This window comes from Prevotella sp. C0209C1, assembly GCF_056583855.1.
In genome coordinates, this window is record NZ_JBWPJP010000033.1 from 1 (window position 1) to 26390 (window position 26390).

The 26390-nt window shown below is 35.8% G+C and carries 26 protein-coding genes and 3 pseudogenes; 14 read left to right on the forward strand and 15 right to left on the reverse strand.

The features are described from left to right. Positions 1–55: 55 nt before the first annotated feature. The 14 genes and pseudogenes from AC1DCD_RS08655 to AC1DCD_RS08720 all read right to left on the reverse strand — a co-directional run bounded on the left by AC1DCD_RS08655 (position 56) and on the right by AC1DCD_RS08720 (position 10976). Entirely contained in the window at positions 56–196 is a 141-nt protein-coding gene (locus AC1DCD_RS08655; RefSeq protein ID WP_464639356.1) for a cysteine peptidase family C39 domain-containing protein, read from the reverse strand. Between the two features lie 4 nt (positions 197–200). Next, positions 201–914, reverse strand: coding sequence for a hypothetical protein (locus tag AC1DCD_RS08660; RefSeq protein ID WP_464639358.1), 714 nt, complete (start codon positions 912–914; stop codon positions 201–203). Further along, positions 895–3159 carry a TonB-dependent receptor domain-containing protein gene (locus AC1DCD_RS08665; RefSeq protein WP_464639360.1) on the reverse strand — a complete coding sequence of 755 codons (2265 nt, stop codon included), beginning with the start codon at positions 3157–3159 and terminating at the stop codon, positions 895–897. Before AC1DCD_RS08665 ends, AC1DCD_RS08660 begins: the two co-directional genes overlap by 20 nt. 47 nt (positions 3160–3206) lie before the next feature. Beyond that, positions 3207–4472, reverse strand: a pseudogene (locus AC1DCD_RS08670) (DUF6734 family protein). Further along, positions 4469–5482, reverse strand: a complete 1014-nt coding sequence (gwsS, locus tag AC1DCD_RS08675) for a grasp-with-spasm system SPASM domain peptide maturase (RefSeq protein WP_464639362.1) — start codon at positions 5480–5482, stop codon at positions 4469–4471. The pseudogene AC1DCD_RS08670 and the gene gwsS overlap by 4 nt, the downstream one beginning before the upstream one ends. Positions 5483–5692: 210 nt before the next feature. After that, the gene (locus AC1DCD_RS08680; RefSeq protein WP_464639364.1) at positions 5693–6157 is read right to left on the reverse strand and encodes an ATP-grasp domain-containing protein; all 465 of its coding nucleotides are present in this window, start codon (positions 6155–6157) and stop codon (positions 5693–5695) included. Then, positions 6154–6699, reverse strand: coding sequence for a hypothetical protein (locus tag AC1DCD_RS08685; RefSeq protein WP_464639366.1), 546 nt, complete (start codon positions 6697–6699; stop codon positions 6154–6156). The genes AC1DCD_RS08680 and AC1DCD_RS08685 overlap by 4 nt, the downstream gene beginning before the upstream one ends. A gap of 78 nt (positions 6700–6777) precedes the next feature. Next, positions 6778–6900, reverse strand: coding sequence for a TIGR04149 family rSAM-modified RiPP (locus tag AC1DCD_RS08690; protein ID WP_464639368.1), 123 nt, complete (start codon positions 6898–6900; stop codon positions 6778–6780). 213 nt (positions 6901–7113) lie between these two features. Beyond that, the gene (locus AC1DCD_RS08695) at positions 7114–7317 is read right to left on the reverse strand and encodes a hypothetical protein (RefSeq protein WP_353585592.1); all 204 of its coding nucleotides are present in this window, start codon (positions 7315–7317) and stop codon (positions 7114–7116) included. A gap of 18 nt (positions 7318–7335) precedes the next feature. Continuing rightward, a complete protein-coding gene (locus tag AC1DCD_RS08700) occupies positions 7336–7488 on the reverse strand; it encodes a hypothetical protein (protein ID WP_464639370.1) in 153 nt (50 codons plus the stop codon). Between the two features lie 6 nt (positions 7489–7494). After that, entirely contained in the window at positions 7495–7767 is a 273-nt protein-coding gene (locus AC1DCD_RS08705; protein ID WP_353585593.1) for a hypothetical protein, read from the reverse strand. Positions 7768–7855: 88 nt separating this feature from the next. Continuing rightward, positions 7856–9184 (reverse strand): annotated as a pseudogene (locus tag AC1DCD_RS08710) (IS1380 family transposase). A gap of 126 nt (positions 9185–9310) precedes the next feature. Beyond that, positions 9311–9475 (reverse strand): annotated as a pseudogene (locus AC1DCD_RS08715) (IS982 family transposase); the annotation flags it as partial. Between the two features lie 250 nt (positions 9476–9725). Further along, a complete protein-coding gene (locus tag AC1DCD_RS08720) occupies positions 9726–10976 on the reverse strand; it encodes a phosphoglycerate kinase (RefSeq protein ID WP_036856742.1) in 1251 nt (416 codons plus the stop codon). 117 nt (positions 10977–11093) lie between these two features. On the opposite strand from AC1DCD_RS08720, the gene queC reads away from it, so the two are divergent. Next, positions 11094–11747, forward strand: coding sequence for a 7-cyano-7-deazaguanine synthase QueC (queC, locus tag AC1DCD_RS08725; protein WP_464639372.1), 654 nt, complete (start codon positions 11094–11096; stop codon positions 11745–11747). A gap of 60 nt (positions 11748–11807) precedes the next feature. Here queC and AC1DCD_RS08730 read toward each other — a convergent pair whose 3' ends face one another. After that, positions 11808–12680 carry a sigma-70 family RNA polymerase sigma factor gene (locus AC1DCD_RS08730; protein WP_008449796.1) on the reverse strand — a complete coding sequence of 291 codons (873 nt, stop codon included), beginning with the start codon at positions 12678–12680 and terminating at the stop codon, positions 11808–11810. Positions 12681–13075: 395 nt separating this feature from the next. On the opposite strand from AC1DCD_RS08730, the gene AC1DCD_RS08735 reads away from it, so the two are divergent. The 13 genes from AC1DCD_RS08735 (at position 13076) to AC1DCD_RS08795 (ending at position 26136) form a co-directional block, all read left to right on the forward strand. Continuing rightward, positions 13076–14824 carry a bifunctional metallophosphatase/5'-nucleotidase gene (locus AC1DCD_RS08735; RefSeq protein WP_464639374.1) on the forward strand — a complete coding sequence of 583 codons (1749 nt, stop codon included), beginning with the start codon at positions 13076–13078 and terminating at the stop codon, positions 14822–14824. Between the two features lie 42 nt (positions 14825–14866). Continuing rightward, a complete protein-coding gene (gene nudC, locus AC1DCD_RS08740) occupies positions 14867–15655 on the forward strand; it encodes an NAD(+) diphosphatase (RefSeq protein WP_464639376.1) in 789 nt (262 codons plus the stop codon). 7 nt (positions 15656–15662) lie between these two features. Further along, complete coding sequence (locus tag AC1DCD_RS08745; RefSeq protein WP_019036523.1) at positions 15663–16964, forward strand: NCS2 family permease; 1302 nt, start codon at positions 15663–15665, stop codon at positions 16962–16964. An 810-nt stretch (positions 16965–17774) separates the two neighbouring features. Further along, entirely contained in the window at positions 17775–18752 is a 978-nt protein-coding gene (gene pfkA / locus AC1DCD_RS08750) for a 6-phosphofructokinase (protein WP_036856736.1), read from the forward strand. A 53-nt stretch (positions 18753–18805) separates the two neighbouring features. Continuing rightward, positions 18806–20332, forward strand: a complete 1527-nt coding sequence (gene atpD / locus AC1DCD_RS08755; protein WP_008451393.1) for a F0F1 ATP synthase subunit beta — start codon at positions 18806–18808, stop codon at positions 20330–20332. A 34-nt stretch (positions 20333–20366) separates the two neighbouring features. Further along, complete coding sequence (locus AC1DCD_RS08760) at positions 20367–20606, forward strand: FoF1 ATP synthase subunit delta/epsilon (RefSeq protein ID WP_353585599.1); 240 nt, start codon at positions 20367–20369, stop codon at positions 20604–20606. A 47-nt stretch (positions 20607–20653) separates the two neighbouring features. Beyond that, positions 20654–21067 carry a hypothetical protein gene (locus AC1DCD_RS08765; RefSeq protein ID WP_008451401.1) on the forward strand — a complete coding sequence of 138 codons (414 nt, stop codon included), beginning with the start codon at positions 20654–20656 and terminating at the stop codon, positions 21065–21067. Between the two features lie 2 nt (positions 21068–21069). Beyond that, positions 21070–22188 (forward strand): F0F1 ATP synthase subunit A, encoded by a 1119-nt coding sequence (atpB, locus tag AC1DCD_RS08770; protein ID WP_464639380.1) that lies wholly within the window; start codon positions 21070–21072, stop codon positions 22186–22188. Between the two features lie 53 nt (positions 22189–22241). Then, complete coding sequence (gene atpE, locus AC1DCD_RS08775; protein WP_008451413.1) at positions 22242–22484, forward strand: ATP synthase F0 subunit C; 243 nt, start codon at positions 22242–22244, stop codon at positions 22482–22484. 56 nt (positions 22485–22540) lie between these two features. After that, entirely contained in the window at positions 22541–23050 is a 510-nt protein-coding gene (gene atpF / locus AC1DCD_RS08780; RefSeq protein WP_008451406.1) for a F0F1 ATP synthase subunit B, read from the forward strand. 6 nt (positions 23051–23056) lie between these two features. Further along, positions 23057–23596, forward strand: coding sequence for a F0F1 ATP synthase subunit delta (locus AC1DCD_RS08785; protein WP_019036527.1), 540 nt, complete (start codon positions 23057–23059; stop codon positions 23594–23596). A gap of 7 nt (positions 23597–23603) precedes the next feature. Further along, positions 23604–25187 carry a F0F1 ATP synthase subunit alpha gene (gene atpA, locus AC1DCD_RS08790; RefSeq protein WP_008451409.1) on the forward strand — a complete coding sequence of 528 codons (1584 nt, stop codon included), beginning with the start codon at positions 23604–23606 and terminating at the stop codon, positions 25185–25187. 13 nt (positions 25188–25200) lie between these two features. Then, complete coding sequence (locus AC1DCD_RS08795; RefSeq protein ID WP_464639383.1) at positions 25201–26136, forward strand: F0F1 ATP synthase subunit gamma; 936 nt, start codon at positions 25201–25203, stop codon at positions 26134–26136. Positions 26137–26390 lie beyond the last annotated feature (254 nt).

Sequence of the window (26390 nt, forward strand, 5' to 3'; positions counted from 1 at the left end):
CTTGCAGATATTTGCAAATAATTTATAGCATAATATACTATGAATCAGATGAATATTAGGCTTTTAAGGGTGGACTACATAAATCATGAAGGTGGTTTATATTATAGTTCTTTCCATAATACTTACTAATCATGGCTAAACATGTAGGACCGCAGTCCATTCCGTCATGTTGTTGCAGAACAGGGAATTTCTTCATTCTCTTATTGATTGGCTTTAATGATATTCTTGGTTATATCGGCAAAGCCTAGAAGGGTTACCCAGAGGTTTGGCAGCAATTCAGGTTGCGTCACATCCCAATGATACAACGTGGGGAAGGGGTAGGCCTTTTTCTCAGCTTGCACAATATAGACAATGGCGTAGAAGTTACCCTTTAGCGTCAGACGATCAACGCACAACACCCGTTGCTTCGATGGCGAGATGATGAGGTTGCGCCAATAGTCGTCACGCTGCAGCCGGCGATGGCTGCTCCACTCGGCTGCCGATTCTACAAAACATTCACCTTTGATATTCATAGAATAGTTGGGCGCCCATGCCTTGTCTTCATTGTTGAGCCTTAATACGATGAGTTTATCAGCATACACAAATTCCACACGTTTGTCCTTAAAAGGCAGTTGGTGGATGCTCGTTCTAATCAAATCGTAGGCTGCATACAGTGAGTTGAAATTAGACTGGTTGATGAAATTCAACTCATAGCCACCTGTATAATTAGGCGAGAGTATGTCTTCTCTCAACGGATAATTCACATTAGTCATTGAATTGACAACTACAGATGAGTTCTTCTTAAGGCTTAGCACTGACGAATCGACAAATGCGAAATCAGCGCTTGCACATCCTGTTAACGTGAGGACAGCAACGATAGCGACTACAACGAGCTTTGTCATCGTGAGGAATGGATCAGAATCTACGTACTTCATTGGTTTTGGTATTTGCAAAATGTTTCTTTTGTTTACTGTTAAATGCGTAAGAAACGAGGAGGAAAACATTCCAGTTATCCCTGTTGCTGTATGAGACATCATTTATCCAATCACACAGTGTTGCACTTGTACGCGAACGAGGACACAAAGCATTGTTGACAGACAGTTGTATGAACCAGCTTTTTATGCTTTTTGATAGCGAGAGTTGAGTGCTCCACTGTTCAGTGACCTCCCTGAAAAGCGAAGAATTCTTGCCATAATAATCTACAAACAGCATGATGCTCAGATGGTTTTTCAACTCAAACGTGTGATGCACCTTGAAATTCACATACGGATGGTTGAAATGATAGGGGGCATCCATATAGGTATATGAGAAAGTTTGCCCACCTGCGCCAAACTCAATGTAAGGTGTATAGAAGCCAAAATGCTGCCACCAGTTCACCCCTGCACTCCAGCGCACATAATTCGACAGGTTTGTGGCCTGCGACAGCACAATATCATTTGACGCTCCCAACAAACTTCTCCTCATTGCTATGTCACCATGAACGAAATCGCACGAGCCGATAAACCGTAGGTTTTTGTATGATGCTAATACATTGATAGAATTTGTGTAAGCATAATCCAAAGTTGAATTTCCCTGCACATAGTAGTATCTGCTCTGATATTCCACGTTGTCATTCAGCTCTCCATAATTGGGTCTTCTCATGGTTTGCCTATAGCCCACAGAAACATTGGTGACGCTGTTTGAACGGTATGATATATTCAAAGATGGAAGGAAATCATGATAATCACGGCTTTTCGACTTCTGTTTCGAGTTTCCTACAAAGTATTGCCAACTGACATATTCATAACGCAATCCGGCATTGACAGAGAATTTCCCCATTGAGGCATTCAGATTGGCATAGGCACCTCCTAGCACCTGCTCGTTTTTATTCGCCGCACTCAGCATCTCTGTATTGATGTTATTTTCATCAAAACCGAACGTTTGCTTGTAGCGCGAATAGGTGAACTCACCGCCGTAGTTTAGCGACACTTTGTTTGATAATGGTGTATTTATGTCTGCCACAAAAGAATTCATCAGATAATGAGACTTGCTCTTTGTTGAGACATCTACATCGTTTTGTTCACCATAGAAAAACTCTCTACGCTGCGTACCCACTAAGATGTCATCCGTAAAATCAAACCTTGTTTTGCCGACGGATAGGGTGTAGAATATGTTGGTAAGCCATTGTGTTGGGACATTCTTAGATTTGTTCTCTACATCAGCATGGAAGTCGTTCACCCCATCAGTGTAATGATCAATCGAGGCATCATCTATTGTATGATTGTGCTTATATTGTGTAAGCCTCGTGTTGAAACCAAGGGTCTGCTTGACCGAAGGTTGATAGGTCACACCAAAGTTGCTATCCCAGAATCTCATGTCATAATTTAAGGTAGTAGTGTTCGTGTACAACTTGGTTGGCTCGCTCATAATAGACGTTCTGTCCTCAGTGTATTCCCGATTTTTATAATTGGCGTGACCCATTCCTCCGGTCAGCTGCCACTTGCCTGAATTATATACCAGCGAGCCACCCTCACTGTTGGATAGTTTCCTTCCGATGGTTGTACTCGAATATGCGTTGCCTCCCAACCCATTGGGGTTATCAACGGTAAATATCTTAATCACTGCTTTAACATCCGAGGAATATCGTGAGCCGGGGTTTGTGATCACCTCAACTCTTTTAACCCTGTCAGAATTGACGGTCTTAAGGATATTTGCATCATAAACTTTATTGTTGTTCAAATAAATAACAGCCCCATCACGACCGAACACATTGTATTCGCCGCTGCCACCTGATACAAATGGTATTTGGTTCATCAAATTGTCCAACGAACCTGATTTGGCCAATAGTGTGTTTTGAACATTAGCAATAATAACGTCATTCTCATTCTTGAACAGACTGTGCCTGTCCTTCACAATCACTTCGTCAAGTTCGGCTGACTTGCTTTTTAAAACAACACGTAGAGGGTGTGGCAAAGTTTTCGTCAGTCTGATGGTGTCAGCTAACATGCCCACGTAGGATATGACAAGATAGCCTCCGCCACCCTGATTGGCCAGAGAAAAGGTGCCATCAGAGGATGTCGTTGTTCCTGCAATGTAGTGCATACTTGTGTCGACTTGCACCACATTTGCAAATTCTACAACCTTCCCATTGTCACCCATAACCGTACCCTCGATTGTTTGCCCTTGTGCAAACAGCGGCATATACAAGGCGACAAGGATAAGGATAAATAATTTTAAAGCCTTAATGTTTAATCGATTCGCACTTCTAAATATCTATTACTATATACGTTCTGGATTATTAGATGGAAAATATTCTCCCTAACAGTATCGTCATTTATATCACCAGTAAGTTTGTTTTCAATTATGTAATTACTCAATTCGTAACCAGTTATATAATCTTGAAAATAAGCTAAGAAATATCCCCAACGTTCTAGTTTCTTGCTTTTGCCATCACGACTTATCCAGTAAGAATTACCGTCAAAGTCCAAATGCACGTCTTCCCTTAGCTTAAAAGATACCTTGGTCATTAACTCTTCTTGAGTCTTATATGATTTAAGTTTCGTGTACGATTGATTGAAATCATCAAAATATTTCATAGATTCGTCATTGATATCGAAATACATGTTTTGTCTTTCTAAATAATCAAGAATATTTTGATATTGTTGTGGAAATTCACTTCTTAATCGATACTCCATTTGCTCACAAATGAATTCGCACTGCTTTATCAAACCTACACAATGTGTGTAATTTACTGTGAACTGTGCAGTCTCCAAATTAATATATTGTGAAAAATCGGAGCTATCGTTGTTTTCTATTATATATGCTGTAGGAATTGATTCTTTCTTGGCCATTTCAGAAAGCAGTAATTGCTCAAAAATGATATTGAACACACCTGTTTTACCCTTTTTTGCCAAAATATATGGAACTGCATTCTTAATTCCTTCCATTGCATTGTGGGCATAGCGTCGTATGAAATCAATATTGTTTCCTCCAAAAAGTCCCATATTAACAGCTTGCCTGCATTCAGTGTCGAAAATTATATTTGGACAAGTTGGCACATTCTGGCGTAAGAATTCCAAGGCTTCTGTATAATCATCAGTAGTTTTTGGAGTAATCCATTCTATATTTTGACATGCAAGTTCTGCTTCTTCTATTTTATTAGGAAACCGATTATAGATAAATATATCATTATCAATATGTAAAAACGGTTCATTCTGCAAAGAATATGTAACGATTTTTCCATAAGCCTAAAATGATTCGTCCATATCAAGGTCATTAAGAACATTATGGAATTTAGTGTAAGGTAATTGTAATACATCTTTAAAAAGATGCATCCCAAAATCATCTGTATATAATTCCACGTCTTCGTAAAACTTCTTTAAGGTAAGACAACTGTATGACGTGGCTGCCAATGCATAACGAAGGTTAGGCCAACCACCGTTTAGCCTATTCTGGTATGATTCTTTGTCGGATTTAAGCAGAGGCTTGCTCCAAAAGCTTTGTATGATTTTCATTCTAAATAAGGATTATATGCACACTTTGATGGTGTAGATAAAGGATCGTTATTATCTTTAACGTAAGCACGACAATCTTGACACATATATCGCAATTCGCAATCTTTACATTGTTTTATATCATCTTTTCGAATATGCCATATTTTCTGAAATTCAGGATTGTTGATTACGTCTAGGAGTTGTGAATGCTTATCAAACAAACCATAGCTTTTTACCATGGAAGGACAGTTCTTTATATTGCCAAATCTGTCAATAGAAATTTTTTGATTTAGGCAATTGTTATAGGTAAGAGACTCTAAATACAACTCTGTTTTTGGTAGCATATACCAAGGAGAAACAACACCACATTGTTCCTCTGATGTAATACGCTCGGTTGTATAAATTATGTAGATTTCTGTGCTGTCGTAGATATTCTCTTCCTTTTGAGGACAACTGGAAATGGTAACTTTTCTAATTCTAGGATTGCTATAGCGCAGTTGTAAAATATTGTCTATACGCATTTCTTCACTATATGGAAATAGTAATTCTAAATCGCGTATACAGGTTCCCTTTGTATATGCAACCACTGAGGATAGATAATCCAATTTTATGTTGTCATAAAAACGAATTTCAAGGTTTTCACATCCTATATTATGTAGCTGTTTTATACCTCTGTGTAAATCATATGAGGAATTACCGTCATAATCAAAGATAGCATTTGTGATTAAATGCGGGGTTTGGAACTTAAGGTTAAGCTCCTTAAATATGACTTCATCTTTGTCAAAAAATGATCCTAAATCCTTTTCATAGAGGAAATTCATGTACCCTTCTATCGTGTCTTCATTCTCAGAATATTTTTTAAAGATCTCATCTAAAGACATGTGCTTGTCGTGCCTTAATATATATGAAAGTGAGAGAGGAATTAGCACATAAGTTTCTCTCTGCAAATCATAAATTGCAGACTTGTTCTTTCCATCTACTATCTTACAGCAAGGGAATAAAGCAAAATACTTATTGCGATTTAATCTCATAATTTCTTTGTCTTAATTTTTTCTGGTGAACTTAAGTATCTAGATATGTGTTTTGAGTAAATCATGCAGAAATAGTCCAGGTTAAATTTATCTGGACAAGTTGCTCTACATTGTATTCCTGCTATATCTCTTGCTTTAAAGTCTACTATGACCTTTTCAGCCAAAAGATAATTTAAACTCAATCGACTTTTAGTGTCTTTGTCAACAAATCTATAAAACTTTTGTCTCATGTTTCGTATAATAATACTTATCAAGATTTATGAGTTCTTCGGCTACTATTTTATGGAGTCCATAATTACATGGGAAATCTACCATTCCAAACTGGCCTGTAGGGTTTATTTCCAAAAAATAGAGCTTGTTATCTGTACCCTTAATCATATCTATCGAGCCACAATTCAAGTGTAGAAGATTCATCAACTTTTTCAATCGGTATTTTATATTCGCATTGAGTTTGCAGGGAACAAAGCGATTTGGTTTATCCCAATTATAATTTCTGAAATCAAGTTTTGTTTGCCTGTCGTTCTGAGAGAATATAGCCATAGGGTAGAAACGTCCGCATATATAGAAAATACGAAGTTCATACTTCTTGGTGATTTTTCTCTGTACTAGAGATGGCATGAATTTCTCAGGTAATCTGTCAAAACTCCTTTTGTCTACAATAGTAGTGTACATCATGCGCTTTTGTGATTATCACCCCACGATGGCAAAATCGGATCAAGAATGGATTTAGATATTACATTTCCAACAAGGCAGTTTAAATCATCTTTAGAATTGATAATATAAGAGTCAGCTATGTCTAATCCGCATTTGCTAGCTTGATATAGTACATTTAGTTTATTGATGTTGATGTTATTTGGATTTGTCAGCCAATTCCTATCTTGCAAAGCATAATTAAAGAAATCTATAACCTTATGAAACTCTTTGGTGATATGGCTAATGATTTCTTCATTAAGTTTGTGGGTCTTACAAAGCTTTTTATAGGTGTCAGAATACCTGAAAAAGCCGTATTTCCTAAACCAAACTGCTCCAATCTCGTCTAACGGAAAATAATTATTGTTGAAAAAACATTGTAGTTTAGAGCCTTTTAACGTAATCTTTATCACCATATCAATAAAGTCATAAGTATTGACTCTAATGAATGGATGCTTGTAATATTGAAGCCAGTCCTGAACCAAATCAGAGCTTAGGTCACCGTCATTTGTTAGAATTAGAATCATAACGCTTTCTTAAAATGAAAGAGAATGGGGAAACCATGCTCTTTCATTCTCTTTTTGTGTAGCTTTGGGCAAATTGGTTTAGTCGCCAACAATTCCGTCTGAGGATGCGCTACCATCGTCTCCTGCGTGTCCATCAGAATAGCATGTAACGGTGTTCAAGGTGTACCCGCCCTTGATACGCTTCATCTTCTCAACGTCCATAACGCTGAACTTGGGCTATTTAACGTTTTCAAATTTCTTCATTGTTAAAAAGTTTTTAGTTAGTATTGTATTTGGCTGGCTTAAAAATACCAGCATATTTTATTTAAAAGTGAAGGTAGGTAAAATTTATCGGATATGCAAACTTTTTGTCTGAATTAACTGTATTTTAATAGATGCCCAACAATAACAATAGTCAACGTTGGCATTTCTTGTCTATCGCATTGGCATCATACTCCTTGAACACAGCCGTGCGAAACTCCTTGTCGTTGTAGAACTTGTTCCACGTATTTGGGGGTTATGCTTGCGCATGTAGTTGCCGAAGGTGGCGAGTATGCGGTGTTTGGTTGCATACTGGTCGGCTTGCTCCACAATGGTCTGTGCCTTAGCACTTTCGTTATGAGCGTCACCCAACTTCACGATACCAGAATACAGCGTTCAAGCGTAGATCGCAAGAAAGACCGTCAAGCCGATGGAGATTTTCCACTTTAGATATGATAAGGCGTTCAGGAATATTCTGTCCCCATCGGAGAACTGTACCTGCACCGACTTAGGAATAGATGCTAACGATTCTTTCGTGAGATTCCGCATAAATTCTTACTGATTCTCCCCAAACAGCAAAACACCATGCGTCAAAGCTTCGCGTCCTTGCTTGTCCGTCAGGTCTTTGGGTATGCCGTCCGCATTGAGTAGAAGCGTTTGCAAACCCTCAGCCACTTCGGTTATTTTGCGCACACTGTCACCAACATCCAGCTCTTGCTCTTTGGTAAGTTGCTTACGCTGCTCGGCATCCATCTCAACAAGGTATGTGATCTGCGTAGTCTGTGCCTTAGTATTGTCAATTACGGCAGTGTCATCAAAGCCGTCCATATCATCTATTTGTAATTATTGCTGTCCGATAAAAACTTTTTTGAGCCTATCCTTGTTAGTTAAAATAGACTTAAACCCAAATCGGTCATTAGGATTTCTCTGTGTCGTACGGCAAAGAGAAATCCTTTAATTTTTTCCATATGGACAAGAATGATTGTCGTGTTTTTAGTGATCTGGCTAAATATAGGATATGCTTGTCTTTTGTTCTCCCCAGATAGGCTGGCGTTGATAACAATTCGTACCGAATTGTCTTCAGAAAATTCTTCTTGTTGGAATTAATCATCGCATGTCTAAACAACGACATAAAGTTATATGCCATTACAATGAAACTCCCGCATGCCTCTGTTGCCCAGAAGTTATGTGTGACAAAATCATCAATGGAGAAATCATTCTTCAATTCTTTTATTCTGTTCTCAGAATCCGCCCTTCCACGATATGAGTCATATACGATCCTGGCTGGCAGGTCAAGGTCTGTTACGAAGCAGCTGTATCGGTATTTCCCGAAATCTTCCTCATACTCGAAAAGATCCAGCTGTTTGATTTGCTTTCCCGTTGCTTTTGGGCGCTTCTCAATTTCTTGCCTGACCATCACAATGCGTCTGGGTTTCTCCCAACTGTTTGCCTGATAGATGGTTTCGGATATTTCCAATCCGTCTGTCTGCTCTATCCATTTGCGTTCATGGGTAAGACTGTACTTTATACGGTTATTGAAACGGCAGGCTATGATATAGTGTAACTCTTTGTCTTCCAGATAGTCAAGTATTTCCTTCGCAAAGAAGCCACTACCCATACGGACCAGTCCGACACGTTTGCCATCAAGTATTGAGAGTGTGTCCTCAAGAAATGACAGATAGTTGGTACTTGCAGATGTATTGCCAGGACGTAGCTAGTAATTTGCTATCATCCTCACATCGGAAACGAATGCAAGAAGAGGATGGTGCGATAGTCGTTCAGGACGTTTGGGGTTGTACCCTTTGGCTGCTCCCTCTTGGTTTCCCTCACGGACCATCACAGTCGAATTGAAGTCCAAGGTGTAATTGTCGAACTTCAACTCTGAGAAAAACCAACTGAACAAATTTCCGAAAACACGCTGGTTGATAGCTTGGGGAAATTTGTTGAGATAGCGCTGGTATGCACGATGGTCTGCTCCACGTTTCCACCCAAGTAGGTCACATAGTGCAGTGTCATAACGTACCACGTCAAGATGACCAAAGCAACTTGCGCCACACCACACACCTGCAAACAGTCCCAATATTAACTGGATCGGGTCATAGCCACGATTGGATCCTTGAAGCGGAACACCACTTTGCATAACATGCTCTTCAAAATGGCATTTCTCAAGCATTTTGAAGAACAGGGAAAGACCACCAAAAGGTGTTATTTCCTTATTTACGAACTTTATATAACAGTCGCGCATTGGAGTATATACTTTTTTTCGTTGTAAAGTTAGTAAAGATTTATGGATCAAGTATATACAAGGCTGTTTTTCTAATGGCGGTCATTAGAAAATGACAAGGAGCTTTTTTTAATGACCGATTTGGGATAAAATAGTCATGATTTCGCTGTCGGACAAGGAAGCCTTACGCCTTCTACGCTTCGTGGTATTGTCACCTAAAAGCAGTTTTCCGCCATTTTCAGCTTCAAAATGTTTACAAAAATCATCTATAACACAGAATAATTCAGTAATTTTGTAATCGGTAGTCTGCATAAGTGTATTTGTAACTGTTTGATTATTAACTATAAAGGTGCAAAATATTTATGAGACTACCTTCTTCTTTATTTACTTTTTTGCGTTTTCTTATCCCGAACTAAGGTATCAATTTCTACTGAACCGAAAATTTTCCTAACTCTTTTCTACTGACCAAATATAAAAGTAGAAAGTAAATACTTATACTTGGTTAGTATTTACCTTCTACTTTGTTATTTAAAAAGTTTTATAAGGTAGTAATAATTATTTATTACTTCTCAATAGCAGCAACACCAGGTAGAACCTTTCCTTCAATAGCTTCAAGCATGGCTCCACCACCTGTTGATACATAAGACACTTTATCTGCTAATTTAAATTTATTAACAGCTGCGACAGAATCGCCTCCACCAACAAGAGAGAAAGCACCATTCTTTTGGGTAGCCTCTGCAACATATTTAGCAATCTCACCAGTGCCATGTGCAAAGTTTTCAAATTCAAAAACTCCTACAGGACCATTCCATAAAATAGTTTTAGAACTAAGAATAATTTGTTTCCATTCTTCTAAACTTTGTTCAGCAGCGTCCATACCTTCCCACTCATCGGGTATTTCATTAATAGGGAATACTTTTCGTGGAGTATCATTAGAAAAAGATTGCCCACATACAGTATGTGTAGAAAGAGAAAGTCTAACACCTTTTTCTTTAGCTGCAGCGATAACATTTAATGCTTCTGGAATTAATTCATCTTCATGTAAAGACTGCCCTATTTTTCCACCTTGAGCTTTTATAAAAGTATAACCCATACCTCCGCCAATAATAAGGTTATCTACCTTATCAAGCAAATTTTTGATAACAGCAAGTTTTGAACTTACTTTTGAGCCACCTATTATTGCTGTAAAAGGATGCTGTGCATTCTTTAAAACGTTGTCTATAGCAGAAACTTCTTTTTCCATTAAGAAGCCAAGCATTTTATGATCAGCATCAAAGTTGTCTGCAATGACTGCTGTCGAAGCATGTTTACGATGAGCTGTTCCAAAAGCATCATTTACATATACATCTGCATAAGAAGCTAATTTCTTAGCGAAGGCTTTCTGACGTCCTTTCATTTCTTCCTTAGCAACATCATATTCAGGAGTTCCCTTAGCTACATCTACGGGTTTACCTTCTTCTTCAGGATAATAGCGTAAATTTTCTAGCAAAAGAGCTTCTCCTGGTTTTAAAGCAGCTGCTTCGGCATCAGCATTACCTGCGTCTTTAGCAAACTTCACTTCAACTCCTAACGCTTCGCTTACATTTTTAACAATTTGACCTAAAGAAAGCTCCATTTTTACTTTTCCTTTAGGTTTTCCCATGTGGCTCATCATTATTAAAGCACCACCATCAGAAAGTACTTTCTTTAAAGTAGGAAGCGCACCACGAATACGTGTATCATCTGTAACATGACCATTTTTATCTAATGGCACATTAAAATCGACGCGAACAATTGCTTTGTGTCCACTGAAGTTGAAATTATTAATTTTCATCTGTGTTAAATATTATATTGTTATACTTTTTAAATTACTACAAAAATACAAAAATACATCGGATTGATGAAATCATATCTATTCTTTTTATTATTTTTGCATTATAAAGAAAAAAGTATGAGAAATTCAGTAATAATAGTAAGTGGGGGATTAGACTCTATAACCCTTTTATATGAAAAAGCTGACGACATAGCATTAGCTATTTCGTTTGATTATGGTCAGAATCATTCAAAAAACGAATTACCATTGGCAGAATATCATTGTAAGAAATTGGGGATACCTCATATAACAATACCTTTAAAATTTATGAATGTATATTTGAAAAGTTCTCTTTTAGAAGGTAGTGAGGCAATACCTGAGGGGCATTATGAAGAGGAAAATATGAAATCGACAGTAGTTCCTTTCCGAAATGGAATAATGCTTTCTATTGCTATAGGGATAGCTGAAAGTCATAACTTAAAATACGTAATGATAGCTAACCATGGGGGAGATCATACTATTTACCCAGATTGCAGACCGGAATTTATTTCAGCAATAGATAAAGCTGCGTGCGCTGGTACATATATTAATGTGCAGGTAGTAGCACCTTATACAAATATAAGTAAAATAGAAATAGTGAAACGAGGTGTGGCTTTAGGAATAGATTATAATAAAACGTGGAGCTGTTATAAAGGAGGAGAAAAACATTGTGGAAAGTGTGGTACTTGCGTAGAACGAAAAGAAGCCTTTCTTAAGGCTGATGTAAATGATCCTACAGAATATGTTGAGTAAATATAAAAACACAGAAATTAAATACTAATAGGGTAAGTATTTAATTTCTGTGTTTTTTATTTATCCTAAGTATTTCATAAGTACACGAGCATTACCGCTTTCACGTATTTTCTCAATAGCTTTTTCACGAATCTGACGTACGCGCTCTCGTGTAAGTGCCATTTCTGTACCAATTTCTTCTAAACCTTTTTCTTGGCAGCCAATACCAAAACACTCTGTAACTATTTTTATCTCACGTTCTTTTAATGTGTTCTGAAGTACAGCACGAAGATCATCGGACATTGATTCGAAATCTACACCTTTATCTGTACGCGAATCTTCTCCTGACGAGAGCATATCACTCATTGAATTATCATCATCATCGCTAAAAGGAGCATCAATGCTCATGTGATGGTTATCAGCACTTTGGCTTTGACGTATACGTGCTTCATCAATACCTGTTATTTCTGCTAATTCATGAATAGATGGGCGTCTATTATGTTTTTGAATAAACTCATTGGTAACTTGATTAATCTTTGAAATAGCCCCAACCTGGTTTAAAGGTAAGCGAACAATACGGCTTTGTTCAGCTATTGCTTGAAGAATGCTCTGACGTATCCACCATACAGCGTATGATATGAATTTAAAGCCACGTGTTTCATCAAATTTTTCGGCAGCTTTTACAAGACCTATATTACCCTCATCGATTAAATCAGTCAAAGATAGACCTTGATGCTGATATTGCTTAGCAACAGATACTACAAAACGAAGGTTTGCCTTGATTAGTTTTTCTTTAGCACGTTCTCCCTTAAGACCTCCTTTATGTATTTCTTGTGCTAATTCTATTTCTTCATCAACTGTAATCATTGGCTCTCTACCAATCTCTACCAAATATTTATCAAGTGCCTCGCTAGAACGATTAGTAATACTTTTTGAAATCTTAAGCTGTCTCATGAATTATAATGTCTCCAAAACTAATATTATACAATTAACCCATTATACATAAATGGATTGCAAAGGTACAAGAAAAAAACAAGAATTCTTATATAAGAAAGATAGATTTAATGTTATTTAATCTAAATATAGCAGTAATGATATAGGTATGGTAAAGCTATATTATAGGGAAATATAGTAGAAACTTACATTTAGTGAAAACATACAGAAGAATAATTGAGGTTATGTAACAAAGAAAAATACCTGTGGGCTGTTACATTTAAGAGGAAACTGTAATTTTTAAATATTAACAATATACTTCAAAAAAATGTTGTTTTTCAGATATTATTTGTATTTTTGCCACATCTTTAATAGCAGTTATCGCTAATTTATACAACATAAAAATACTAAATTAAATGAAATTTTATACATTTCTTCTTTCTATGATGATAGGACTTTGTAGCCCAACTATGGCACAAAATAATGATGTTACACTAAAAATTATAGAAACATCTGATATCCATGGTTCTTTTTTCCCATACGATTTTATAACACATTTACCTAAAAAAGGCTCTATGGCGAGGGTAAGTAAATATGTAAATGATCTAAGAAAGAAATATGGGGATCAAAATGTTTATTTGCTTGATAATGGAGATATTTTACAAGGACAGCCTATATCTTACTATTATAATTATATAGCAAAGAACAAAAAAAATATTGCTTCTATGGTACTAAACTATTTAAAATATGATGCAGCTACTGTAGGTAATCATGATATAGAGACTGGGCATGCTGTCTATGACAAATGGTTTAGTGAATTGGATATGCCTATTTTAGGTGCTAATATTATAGATACAAAAAGCTGTAAGCCTTATGTTTCCGATTATTGTATAATTAAGAAAAATAACGGTGTTAAGATAGGAGTTATAGGAATGATAACTCCTGCTATCCCAAACTGGCTAAAAGAAAATATTTGGAGCGGATTACAGTTTAAAGAAATGGTGAGATGCGCAAAGGAGACTATTAGGAAAATGAAAGCCAAAGATAATCCAGATATTATTATAGGACTATTCCATTCAGGGTGGAAAGGTGGTATTATTACTAAAGATTATGCTGAAGATGCTTCTAAAGATGTAGCTAAGCAAGTAGACGGATTTGATATTGTTTTCTTTGGTCATGATCACACACCGCATAATTCGGTAGAAACGTCTTTAAAGGGTAAAAAAGTGGTATGTCTTAATCCTGCTAATAATGCACAAAGGGTAGCAGTTGCCACCATTACTTTATCAAGCAAGATGAAAGGGAACAAGAAAACTTTTCACATTAAGAACATAGAAGGAGATCTTGTTGATGTTAGTACATTGGGGGTAGACACAAATTACATTAATCATTTTCAAAAAAATGTAGAAGAGGTAAAACTATGGAGTGATAAGGTTATAGGATATTTAAAGAACACGATATATACCAAAGATTCTTATTTTGGCAATTCTGCTTTTAATGACTTGATATTAAACTTAGAATTAAAAATAACTAAGGCTGATATAGCCTTTAATGCTCCTCTTTTATTTAATGCATCTATTAAAGCAGGACCAGTAACAGTAGCAGATATGTTTAATTTATATAAGTTTGAAAATCAGCTATGTACTATAAAGATGACAGGTGAAGAGATACATAAATATTTAGAGATGAGTTATGATCTGTGGGTAAACACAATGAAAACACCTAATGATCATTTTCTGTTGTTAGCTGATACTAAAAGTGATGCTCAGCGATTAGGATTTAAAAATTACTCGTTCAATTTTGATTCAGCTGCAGGTATAAACTATACTGTAGATGTAACAAAGCCTAAAGGACAAAAAGTAACAATCCTTAAAATGAGTAATGGCGAAAAGTTTGAAGAAAAAAAATGGTATACAGTAGCCGTAAATAGTTATCGTGCTAATGGTGGAGGAGAACTACTTACAAAGGGTGCAGGTATTCCACATGAGCAACTAAAGAAACGTATTATATGGGAAAGTAAGCAAGATCAGCGTTACTATCTTATGAAAGAAATAGAAAAGGCAGGAACTATAGCTCCAGAGGCTAATAATAATTGGAAGTTTATACCAGAAGAATGGGTAAAACCTGCTGCTGAGCGCGATAAAAAATTACTTTTCGGAGAGTAAAGTTTTATTTTTTACACATTATATATATAGAGAGAAGACGCTGTGAAATATTGGTTTATATTTTATAAAGATAATATTATACTAAAGAAAGAGGGAAATACTTATAACATTCCTTTTGCAGAAAAATCTCCAATACCCACATATTCATGGACACATATAATGGATATAACACCTACCGAAAATGGTTATAAGGTGAAAGCGTTTAGTATAAATACAGCTATTATAAATGATTCTCAATATGAAATGTGTAAGCTCCGCGAGTCTTTTTATAAATTATCTAAAGAGCTTTATATAAAAGCAGGTAAGTGTTACGAATTACTTTATTGGGATCAAAACACAGCTTTTTGTGGTATATGCGGTGGCATTATGAAGATGAATACCAATATATCTAAACGATGCACTAATTGTGGGAAAGAATTTTGGCCACAACTTTCAACAGCTGTTATAGTACTTGTTCAGAGAGGAGAAGAAGTGTTATTAGTGCATTCACGTAATTTTAAGACTAATTTTTATGGTCTCATTGCAGGTTTTGTTGAAACTGGTGAGACTTTGGAAGAAGCTGCTCATAGGGAAGTTTTAGAAGAAACAGGAATAAAAATAAAAAATTTACGATATTTCTCTTCACAACCATGGCCTTATCCATGTGGATTGATGGTAGGATTTTTTGCCGAATATGATAGCGGAAGACTTCATTTGCAAAAAAGCGAACTGTCAAAAGGTCATTGGTTTTCAAAAAACAATCTTCCTACTATTCCAGAGCCATTGTCTATAGCTCGTATTATGATTGATAATTGGTTGAAAAATAAAAAAGAAAATAAAAAACAAAACTAAAAAAAGTATGACGTTCTTATTTAAAGTGTTAGGATTCGATCCTAAGCAGATGAAGCTTCGCACTGAAATTATTGCAGGAGCAACTACCTTTTTAACGATGAGCTACATCTTAGCTGTTAATCCCGCTATTCTTGCTTCAACAGGTATGGATAAAGGTGCTCTGTTTACGGCTACAGCCTTAGCCTCGGCGATAGCTACTTTCTTGCTCGCTTTTATGGCAAAACTCCCTTTTGCACAAGCTCCATCTATGGGGCTAAATGCTTTTTTTGCTTATACTCTTTGTCAAGCAATGGGATATACATGGCAACACTCACTTGCTATTATGCTTATAGAAGGGTTTGCTTTTATTCTCATTACTTTTCTCAATGTTAGAGAGATGATATTATCTTCCATTCCTTATAACTTACGTTTTGCTATATCTGCAGGTATTGGAATGTTTATTGCTTTTATTGGCTTAAAGAATGCAGGAATTATTGTTGCAAAAGAAGCTACCTTTGTGGGTTTGGGTGCTTTTACGCCTACTTGTATAATAGGCGTTATAGCTATATTGCTAAGCGGCGTACTGATGGCAAACAATATAAAAGGTTCTCTTTTTTGGAGTATAATTATAACAACTATTATAGGTATACCTATGGGAGTTACTAAGTTTTCTGATGGTTGGCTTCCTTTAGCAATGCCACAAGACATTTCTCCTATCTTCTGTAAATTTAATTTTGCAGGTCTGTTAAGTTTAAAAACTTTACTTGTAGTATTCTCTTTACTGTTGGTTAATATTTTTGATACTCTTGGTACTTTGATGGGATTAGCAGATAAGACTGGTATTATGTTGCAAGATGGTAGCATTCCTCGTGTAAAAGAAGCCATGATGAGCGATGCTATAGGAACTACAGTAGGAGCAGCTTTAGGGAGTTCCACTATTTCTACTTATGTAGAGAGTGCTAGTGGTGTTGCAGAAGGTGGAAAATCTGGTGTAACCTCTTTTACTGTTGGATTGTTATTTGTATTAGCATTATTCCTTTCTCCTATATTTATGATTATTCCCAGTGCTGCTACTAGTGGTGCTTTAGTAATGGTAGGAGTGTTAATGCTTGATTCTGTAAAGAAGATTAATCTACAAGATATATCAGAATCGTTCCCGGCTTTTATTACAATGATAACAATGGTGCTTTGTTATTCTATTGCTGATGGTGTGTGTCTTGGCATTTTAGCATATGTGATTATTAAAATTTGCACAAAAAAGTGGAAAGATATCAACTTAACTCTTTGTATTTTATCTATCCTTTTTATACTCTATTTTATTAATAATTAGACATTGTGTTTTTATTCTTAACACTCAAGATCTCTTAGAAAAAATATATAATTAATTTTGTATTTGTTGATGGGATTATATTTTTATAGACTATTTTTTGTGTATAAAAAAGCTATTAAGTTTATAAGCTCTTCCTCATAATACTCTAAAGAGTAACTGTTTAAGAAAGAAAACATGATGCTAAAGAAGGTAAAAGGTGATAGAGCGAAGTATAAAATAGCTTATTTTTGATGCTTTTTTAATTTATTTTTGTATCAAAAATAAGCTATTTTTGTTTTTCATATACTTGTTATAGTTATGTAAAAGATTGTTTTTGATATGGTAAAAGTTATTATATAATCAAGTAAAAAATCATATTTTTTTTAAAAGATAATAGTTTATACGGTTAGAAGATATTTATATATCACAAATTATAATAATCTGTCTGTAGGTTGTTTGTTATTATAATCTAACTTAGAAGGAAAAGTGTAGTTGTTGTTTATTAGCTTTGTTGTATTGTATATAATATTATTTTTTAACAATTTTGCAATGATAAAGGTTTTAGCTTATGCTTTTGTTGGGTAAGAATGAAGTCGAAGTATTAAATAAGTTTAATATAAAAGATAGTATAGTTATTTTAATAATATAGTAGTATGTATTAATAACTTTCTATAAAGAGGATATTTAAATACTTTTCTCTTTGTAAAATAAATTAATTTATAGCGTTAAAGTTAGATAATTTTTTATAGTTTTTGGTGTATAACCACGTTTTATTTTATTATCTTTGTATGTGGATTTCGATAACTTATAGACTTAAAGAATATATATCAAATGGCTAAAATCAAAACTATTGGTGTGCTTACTTCTGGAGGAGATGCTCCGGGTATGAATGCAGCTATTAGAGCTGTTACTCGTGCTGGTATTTATAACGGTTTTACTATCAAAGGTATTTATCGTGGTTACGATGGTTTGATAGCAGGCGATATAAAAACATTTACAACAGAAAACGTAAGTGGAATTATCGGGCAAGGCGGTACAATATTGAAGACGGCACGTTCTAAAGCTTTTGAAACGCCAGAAGGGAGGGCAAAGGCTTATGAAACAATACAGAAAGAAAATATTGATGCTCTTGTTGTAATAGGTGGGAATGGTTCACTTACAGGAGCAATGATTTTTGCTCGGGAATATGATATATGTTGTATAGGTTTGCCTGGTACAATTGATAATGATTTGTTTGGTACAGATAACACTATAGGTTATGATACTACAATGAATACGATTATGGAGTGTGTGGATAGAATAAGAGATACAGCACAAAGCCATGAGCGTATTTTTTTTGTAGAAGTTATGGGTCGTGATGCAGGCTTTTTAGCTCAAAATTCGGCTATAGCCAGTGGTGCAGAGGCTGCAATTATCCCAGAGGATTCTACAGATGTAGACCAGTTAGCTCGTTTTATGCAACGTGGAATACGTAAATCAAAAAAGAGTTGTATAGTGATAGTTTCAGAAAGTCCAAAGTGTGGTGCAATGTTTTATGCAGATCGTGTGCGTAAGGAGTTTCCTGATTATGACGTGCGAGTATCTATTTTAGGGCATTTGCAGCGTGGAGGTAGGCCTTCTGCGCGCGATAGGATATTAGCCGGGCGGACAGGTGTAGGAGCGATAGAAGCTATTTTGCAAGGTCAGAGAAATATTATGATAGGTGATAGAAATAATGAGCTTGTTTATGTTCCTTTGTCTGAAGCTATTAGAAAGGATAAGCCTTTTGATAAAAAATTAATTAAAGTTTTAGATGAATTAAGCATTTAATAATGTTAGATTCAAATTTTGTTAGAATATTAAAAATAAAAAAATAAGATATTATGTCACAAATAATCGGACGTATTTCACAGATCATTGGTCCTGTTATCGATGTTTATTTTGACACTCAAGGTGAAGAGCCTGAAAAGGTATTACCTCGAATCAATGATGCTTTACGTGTAAAGAGGTCAAATAAAGAAGATCTTATAATTGAGGTACAGCAGCATATAGGCGAGGATACTGTACGTTGTGTTGCAATGGATAATACAGACGGTCTGCAACGAGATTTAGAGGTCGTACCAACAGGTTCGCCTATAGTAATGCCTTCTGGTGATCAGATTAAAGGAAGGATGTTAAATGTTATAGGTCAGCCTATTGATGGTATGGAAGCTTTAAGTATGGAAGGTGCTTATCCTATTCATCGTGAAGCTCCAAAATTTGAAGAGCTTTCTACGAGGAAAGAGATATTATCTACAGGCATAAAGGTTATTGATTTATTGGAACCTTACATGAAAGGTGGTAAGATAGGCTTATTTGGTGGTGCTGGTGTAGGTAAAACAGTACTTATTATGGAGCTTATCAACAATATTGCTAAAGGGCATAATGGTTATTCTGTGTTTGCTGGTGTAGGTGAGCGTACTCGTGAAGGAAACGACTTGATTCGAGATATGTTAGAGTCGGGTGTTATTAAGTATGGTGAGAAGTTTCATGAGGCAATGCAAAAAGGCTTATGGGATTTGTCGTTAATAGATAAGGAAGAGCTAAAGAAATCGCAGGCTACATTAGTATATGGTCAGATGAATGAACCTCCTGGGGCTCGTGCTTCTGTAGCTTTGTCAGGTCTTACAGTGGCAGAGGAGTTTCGTGATCATGGTGGCAAAGATGGAGAAGCTGCTGATATCATGTTTTTTATTGATAATATATTCCGTTTTACTCAGGCTGGTTCAGAGGTTTCAGCGTTGTTAGGTCGTATGCCTTCAGCTGTTGGTTATCAGCCAACATTAGCAAGTGAAATGGGAGCTATGCAAGAGCGAATAACATCTACGAAAAATGGATCTATTACTTCTGTGCAGGCAGTTTATGTTCCTGCTGACGACTTAACTGACCCTGCTCCTGCCACAACATTCTCTCACCTTGATGCTACTACGGTATTGGATCGTAAGATAGCAGAGCTTGGAATTTATCCAGCAGTAGATCCATTGGCAAGTACTTCACGTATTCTTGACCCATTAATAGTAGGTAAAGAACATTATGAGTGTGCTCAGCGTGTAAAAGAGACTTTACAGCATTATAATGAGCTTCAAGATATTATAGCTATTTTAGGTATGGATGAGTTGTCTGATGAGGATAAGCTCGTTGTAAATCGTGCGCGTCGTGTACAACGTTTTCTCTCTCAGCCTTTTACTGTGGCAGAACAGTTTACAGGTATTAAGGGAGTAATGGTGCCTATTGAAGAAACTATAAAGGGCTTTAATGCTATACTTGATGGCGAGGTAGACGATCTTCCTGAGCAAGCTTTCTTAAATGTTGGAACAATAGAAGAAGTAAAAGAAAAGGCTAAAAAGTTGCTGGCTGCAGCACAAGGCTAATTTTTACATAAGACAAAATAAAAAAGCTTTAGATATGCTAACACTCAAAATTATTTCGCCAGAGCATATAGTATTTAATGGATTAATTGATCGCATTTTAGTGCCAGGTGAGAAAGGAGACTTTGAGATTTTAACAAATCATGCTCCAATTATTTCTACTTTAGTAGGAGGAAAAGTGGTTTATACTGTAAATGGTGAACAACAAGAGTTGGATATTCATGGTGGTTTTGTCGAAGTTCAAAAGAATAAAGTCAATTTATGTGTTGATATTTAAAGATGTGTTTTAAGGGCATCAAAAGACAGACAGTAAAGAAGGGTAGAATGGAAACAGATAAAATAGCATCTACATATCGTAAAAAGAATTTCTGGATTATTGCGGGAATAACACTAGTTATCCTTCTATTAGTCCTAATTATCAAAAAGGAGTCTTTATATGGTATAGTTGTTTTTAATTCTGTCTTTGCACTATTTTTAAGTGGCACTTATATACAGATATGGAAGTTTATAGCAAAGCAGTTCCCTGCACGGCTTAGTCATTTTTATTTAGCAGCATCGGCTATAAGGTTACTTCTTACCTTTATAGTGGCTGTAATAGGAATAATGTTACTAGCAAAAGTAAAATTTGAGTTAATCAGTTTCTTGTTAATACTTTCAGTTTATTATATCTCCATATTAGTGTATGATACAATGTTCTTTTTCTTCTATGAAAAAAATAACAGATTAAATAATAAATAAGGATGAAATTATTCAGGCAATACCTCTGTTTAATATTACTACTTTTAGCAAGCTGCCAATTGTTTGCTAAAGATATGTCCAAGAAATCACAGGTGGATGTAAAAGAAATATTGTGGGGTCATGTAAAAGATTCTTATGATTGGCATATTACAGATATAGGTTCTGGCAAACACAAAACTTCATTAGTAGTCCATTTACCTATTATAGTAAGAACTACAACAGGGTGGCATGTGTTTAGTAGTTCTGAGTTTTCAGAGGCAGAGCGTCCTAATGAGGATAGAGTGGGTCCATATAATTTGGTAATTAAGAATAGTAATGATGCCGCTAATCCTAATAAAATTGTAGAGAAGGTAGGTAACAGTGAGGTTAGGCCTTGGGATTTTTCTATAACAAAAACAGTTTGCATATTATTTATAAATGCAATAATCTTATTACTTGTTATCTTAATTCCTGCACGATGGTGTAAAAAGCATAAGATGGACGATCCTGCACCTAAAGGATTTACAGGTTTGATACACATGTTTGTTCAGAATATTTATGAGGAGGTCATTGTAGCATGTATGGGTAAAGAGGCAAAAAGATATGCTTCTTGGTTACTTACTTGTTTCTTCTTTATATTTGTATCTAATTTGATGGGTATAGTACCATTCCCTCCAGGTGGAGGAAATTTAACGGGTAATATTACTTGCACATTCTTTCTTGGAGTAACAACATTTCTAATAACTAATTTTACAGGTTCAAAGGAATATTGGAAAGAGATTTTTTGGCCAGATGTTCCAACATGGCTTAAGGTGCCTGTTCCTTTGATGCCTTTCATTGAGTTATTTGGTATATTTACCAAGCCGTTGGCTTTGATAGTTCGTTTATTTGCAAATATGTTAGCAGGCCATGCTATAGCTTTAGCTTTTGCCGCAATTATTTTCATTATGTTTGGTATAGCTAATAATGCTATAGTAAATTGGTTAGCAGGTAGCGGAATGTCAGTAGTAAGTGTTGCTATGAGTGTGTTTATGATGTTGTTAGAGTTATTAGTAAGTTATATTCAAGCACTTGTATTTACTATGCTTAGTGCTGTGTTTATTTCATTGGCACATGTAAAGCCACATCATCATGAATCTTAAAAAAGGAATAAAATAAAACAGAATATTAATAAAACAATTAAAATTTAAAAACTATGTTATCATTATTATTAGCAGATGTTGCCTTAGCAAAGTTTGGAGCAGCTATTGGCGCAGGTTTAGCAGCTATTGGTGCAGGTATTGGAATTGGTAGAATTGGTGGTGATGCAATGGAAGCAATGTCGCGTCAGCCAGAAAAGATTGGCGATCTTCGTTCTTCTATGATTATTGCCGCAGCACTTGTTGAAGGTGTAGCCTTCTTTGCAGTAATTGTAGCCATTTTGGCAATAGTATTGTAAAAGGTTTATTTATTAGAAAGATTGAAAATTAAAACAGAAAGGACAAAAGACAGCGTATGGATTTATTAATTCCTAGTATTGGTCTGCTTTTTTGGATGACTCTCGTCTTCTTAATAGTTTTCTTTATCTTGAAGAAATGGGGATTCCCTGTTATATTAAAGATGGCAAACGATCGTAAGGAGTATATTGACGGGAGTCTTCGTAAAGCTCAAGAAGCTAATGAGAAGCTCGCCAATATACAAAAAGAAAGTGAATCCATTTTGCAAGAAGCTCGTGAGAAGCAAGCCTTAATATTAAAGGAAGCTACAGCTACTCGTGAGGCAATTGTAAGTCAGGCGCATGATAAGGCTCGTCAGGAGGCTTCTCGATTGATATCAGATGCTAAGATTGTAATTGAAAATGAAAAGCAGAAAGCTCTTCGAGATATTCGTAATCAAATGGCAGAATTAAGTATCAATATTTCAGAGAAAATTCTCCGCAATAAGTTATCAAGCTCTGAGGTACAGATGGATTACATTAATCGTTTGCTGGATAATGTTTCTTCTTCAAATAATAAAAGTAACTAACATCTTATGGATTTAGGCATTATATCGGTTCGTTATGCACGTGCGCTTTTAAAGAGTGCTACACAAATAGGGATCGAAAATCAGATCTATAATGAGGCGCAGAGAATATCTGAAAGTTATGTTCAGGTAGTAAATCTGCGTAGTACTATAGAGAATCCTATGCTTTCAAAAGATACAAAGCTACATTTATTAATTACAGCAAGTGGTGGAAAAGGTATTTCAGACTTGATGCTTAATTTCTTAAAAGTAGTTCTTAAAGAGGGTAGGGAGGCAATCCTACAGTTCATGGCGATGTCTTACATAACGCTTTATAGAAAGCAGAAGAGGATTATTCGTGGGAAATTGACCACTGCAGCTCCTGTTACTCCATGTATTAAGTCAAAGATGCAGAAGGTTGTAGAGGCAAAGACACAAGGGACTGTAGAATTTATAACAGAAGTAGATCCCGATATTATTGGAGGTTTTATTTTGGAGTATGATACCTACAAGATGGATGCTAGTGTCAAATCGAAGTTGAGGAGTTTTCTTTCTCAGTTAAAAAAGTAATTAGAAAATGTCAGATAAAATAAGACCAAGTGAGGTGTCTGAAGTTCTCTTAAAAGAGATTCAAGGCATCAACTCTGAAGAAAAGTTTGATGAGGTCGGTACCGTATTGACTGTAAGCGATGGTGTTGCTCGTATATATGGGCTTCGAAACGCAGAGGCTAACGAGTTGCTAGAGTTTGAGAATGGTACTATGGCTATCGTGATGAATTTGGAGGAGGACAATGTTGGTTGTATTCTTTTAGGTCCAACCACGGGTATAAAGGAGGGGCAAAGTGTAAAGCGAACACATCGTATAGCTTCTATTCGTGTTAATGACAATTTCTTGGGTCGTGTAGTTAATCCTTTAGGTGAGGCTATTGATGGTAAAGGCGAACTTGATCTTACCAATTCCTTTGAAATGCCATTAGACAGAAAAGCTCCTGGTGTTATTTATCGTCAGCCTGTAAAAGAACCACTCCAAACAGGAATAAAGGCTGTTGATTCTATGATTCCTATAGGTAGAGGTCAGCGAGAGTTAATAATAGGTGATCGTCAAACAGGTAAAACAGCTGTTGCTATTGACACTATTATTAATCAGAAGAGCTTTTACGAGGAAGGTAATCCCGTTTATTGTATATATGTTGCTATTGGTCAAAAAGCTTCTACTGTAGCTGCTTTAGTGCAAACTTTAAGTGATCATGGTGCTTTACCATATACTATAGTAGTTAGTGCAACTGCAGCTGATCCTGCAGCAATGCAATATTATGCACCTTTTGCAGGGGCTGCTATTGGTGAATATTTTCGTGATAGAGGTTTATCAGCATTGGTTGTTTATGATGACTTATCTAAGCAAGCAGTTGCATATCGTGAGGTTTCTTTAATACTACGTCGTCCTTCTGGTCGTGAGGCTTATCCTGGTGATGTGTTCTACCTTCATTCTCGTTTATTGGAGCGTGCTGCACGTATTAATAATGAGCAGGAAATAGCAGAGAAGATGAACGATTTGCCAGAGTCTTTGAAAGGTCACGTTCGTGGAGGAGGCTCACTTACAGCACTTCCTATTATCGAAACTCAAGCAGGTGATGTATCTGCATATATCCCTACTAATGTTATATCTATTACAGATGGGCAGATTTATCTAGAGTCTCACCTCTTTAACCAAGGATTTCGTCCTGCTATTAATGTCGGAATTTCAGTATCTCGTGTTGGTGGGTCTGCACAGATAAAGAGTATGAAGAAGGTTGCAGGTACGTTGAAGATAGATATGGCTCAGTATAGAGAGTTAGAGACTTTCTCTAAGTTTTCTTCTGATATGGATAATGTAACAGCTATGACTTTGGATAGGGGACGTAAAAACAATCAGTTGCTTATACAGTCTCAATATTCACCAATGCCTGTAGGGGAACAAGTAGCCATACTTTATTGTGGTGTGCATGGTTTGATGCGTGAAGTCCCTGTAGATAAAGTAAGAGAATGTCAGGATTTATTTTTAGAAAGTATGCGTTCTAATCATACTGATATTATTAATACTCTTGCTTCAGGTGTTTTGACTGATGATATTACTAAAGTGATAGAGAGTGTAATGGCTAATATAGCTGGGCAATTTAAATAGAAAGGTTAGATAGATGCCATCATTAAAGGAAATAAAAACTCGAATAGCCAGTGTAAATAGCACGCGTAAAATTACAAGTGCTATGAAGATGGTGGCTTCTAGTAAGCTTCATCGTTCGCAATCGGCTATAGAGAGTATGCTTCCTTACGAAGGAATGCTAGAGCATATTTTAAGATCATTCTTAGAGGCGACTCCTGAAATTGAAACGCCATATAACCAGGAGCGTCCAATAAAGCGTGTGGCTCTTATTGTCTATTCTTCCAGTAGTTCGCTTTGTGGCGGATTTAATACCAATATTATTAAGGCTATGCATAATGCTGTTAGGTCTTATAATGAAAAAGGATTTAGCAATAAAGATATAGTTATTTACACTATAGGTCGCAAGGTTTATGAAAAAGCTAAGAAAATGGGCTATACTGTTGTCAATCTTTATTCAGATTTAGCAGAAAAACCTAGTCTTGAGAGAGCTCGACAGTTATCTACAGAAGTTTGTCAAAAGTGGATAGAAGGAGATTTTGATAAAGTGGAGCTTATTTATCATCATTTTAAGAGTGCAGGAACGCAAATACTAACTCGTAAGACATTCTTACCAATAGAAATTAATCTTAATAATGGTAATGATAAGAACAATGGTTCTGTTTCTTTAGAGAAATCTTCTGATAATGTGGAGCAGTCTTTAAAAGATTTGTCAAAAGACTACTTTTTGGTGGAGCCAGATATTAAAACAGTATTAAATACTTTGATTCCACGTTTATTAGATAATATGATATATACAGCAAGTTTAGATAGTAATGCCTCAGAGCATGCTGCGCGTATGGTAGCTATGCAAACAGCTACTGATAATGCAGATGAATTGTTACGTACACTTAATTTGCAATATAATAAATCAAGACAAGCATCAATTACTTCTGAACTTCTTGATATTATGGGTGGTTCGGTAAATAATTAATTTTTTGTATATGTATTAAATCTAATAGAAGAATTAGCTAATATAGTGGAAAGTTGATTAAAAAGTCCCATTTCTTATTCGTTTTATAGAGATGGGATTTTTTTATACTTATTTAGTCCACCCTTAAAAGCCTAATATTCCTCTGATTCATAGTATATTATGCTATAAATTATTTGTAAATATCTGCAAGTTTTTGTACCTTTACATTATAATTCTTGCAGATATTTATGCTTAAACGTACATCCAAACAGCTC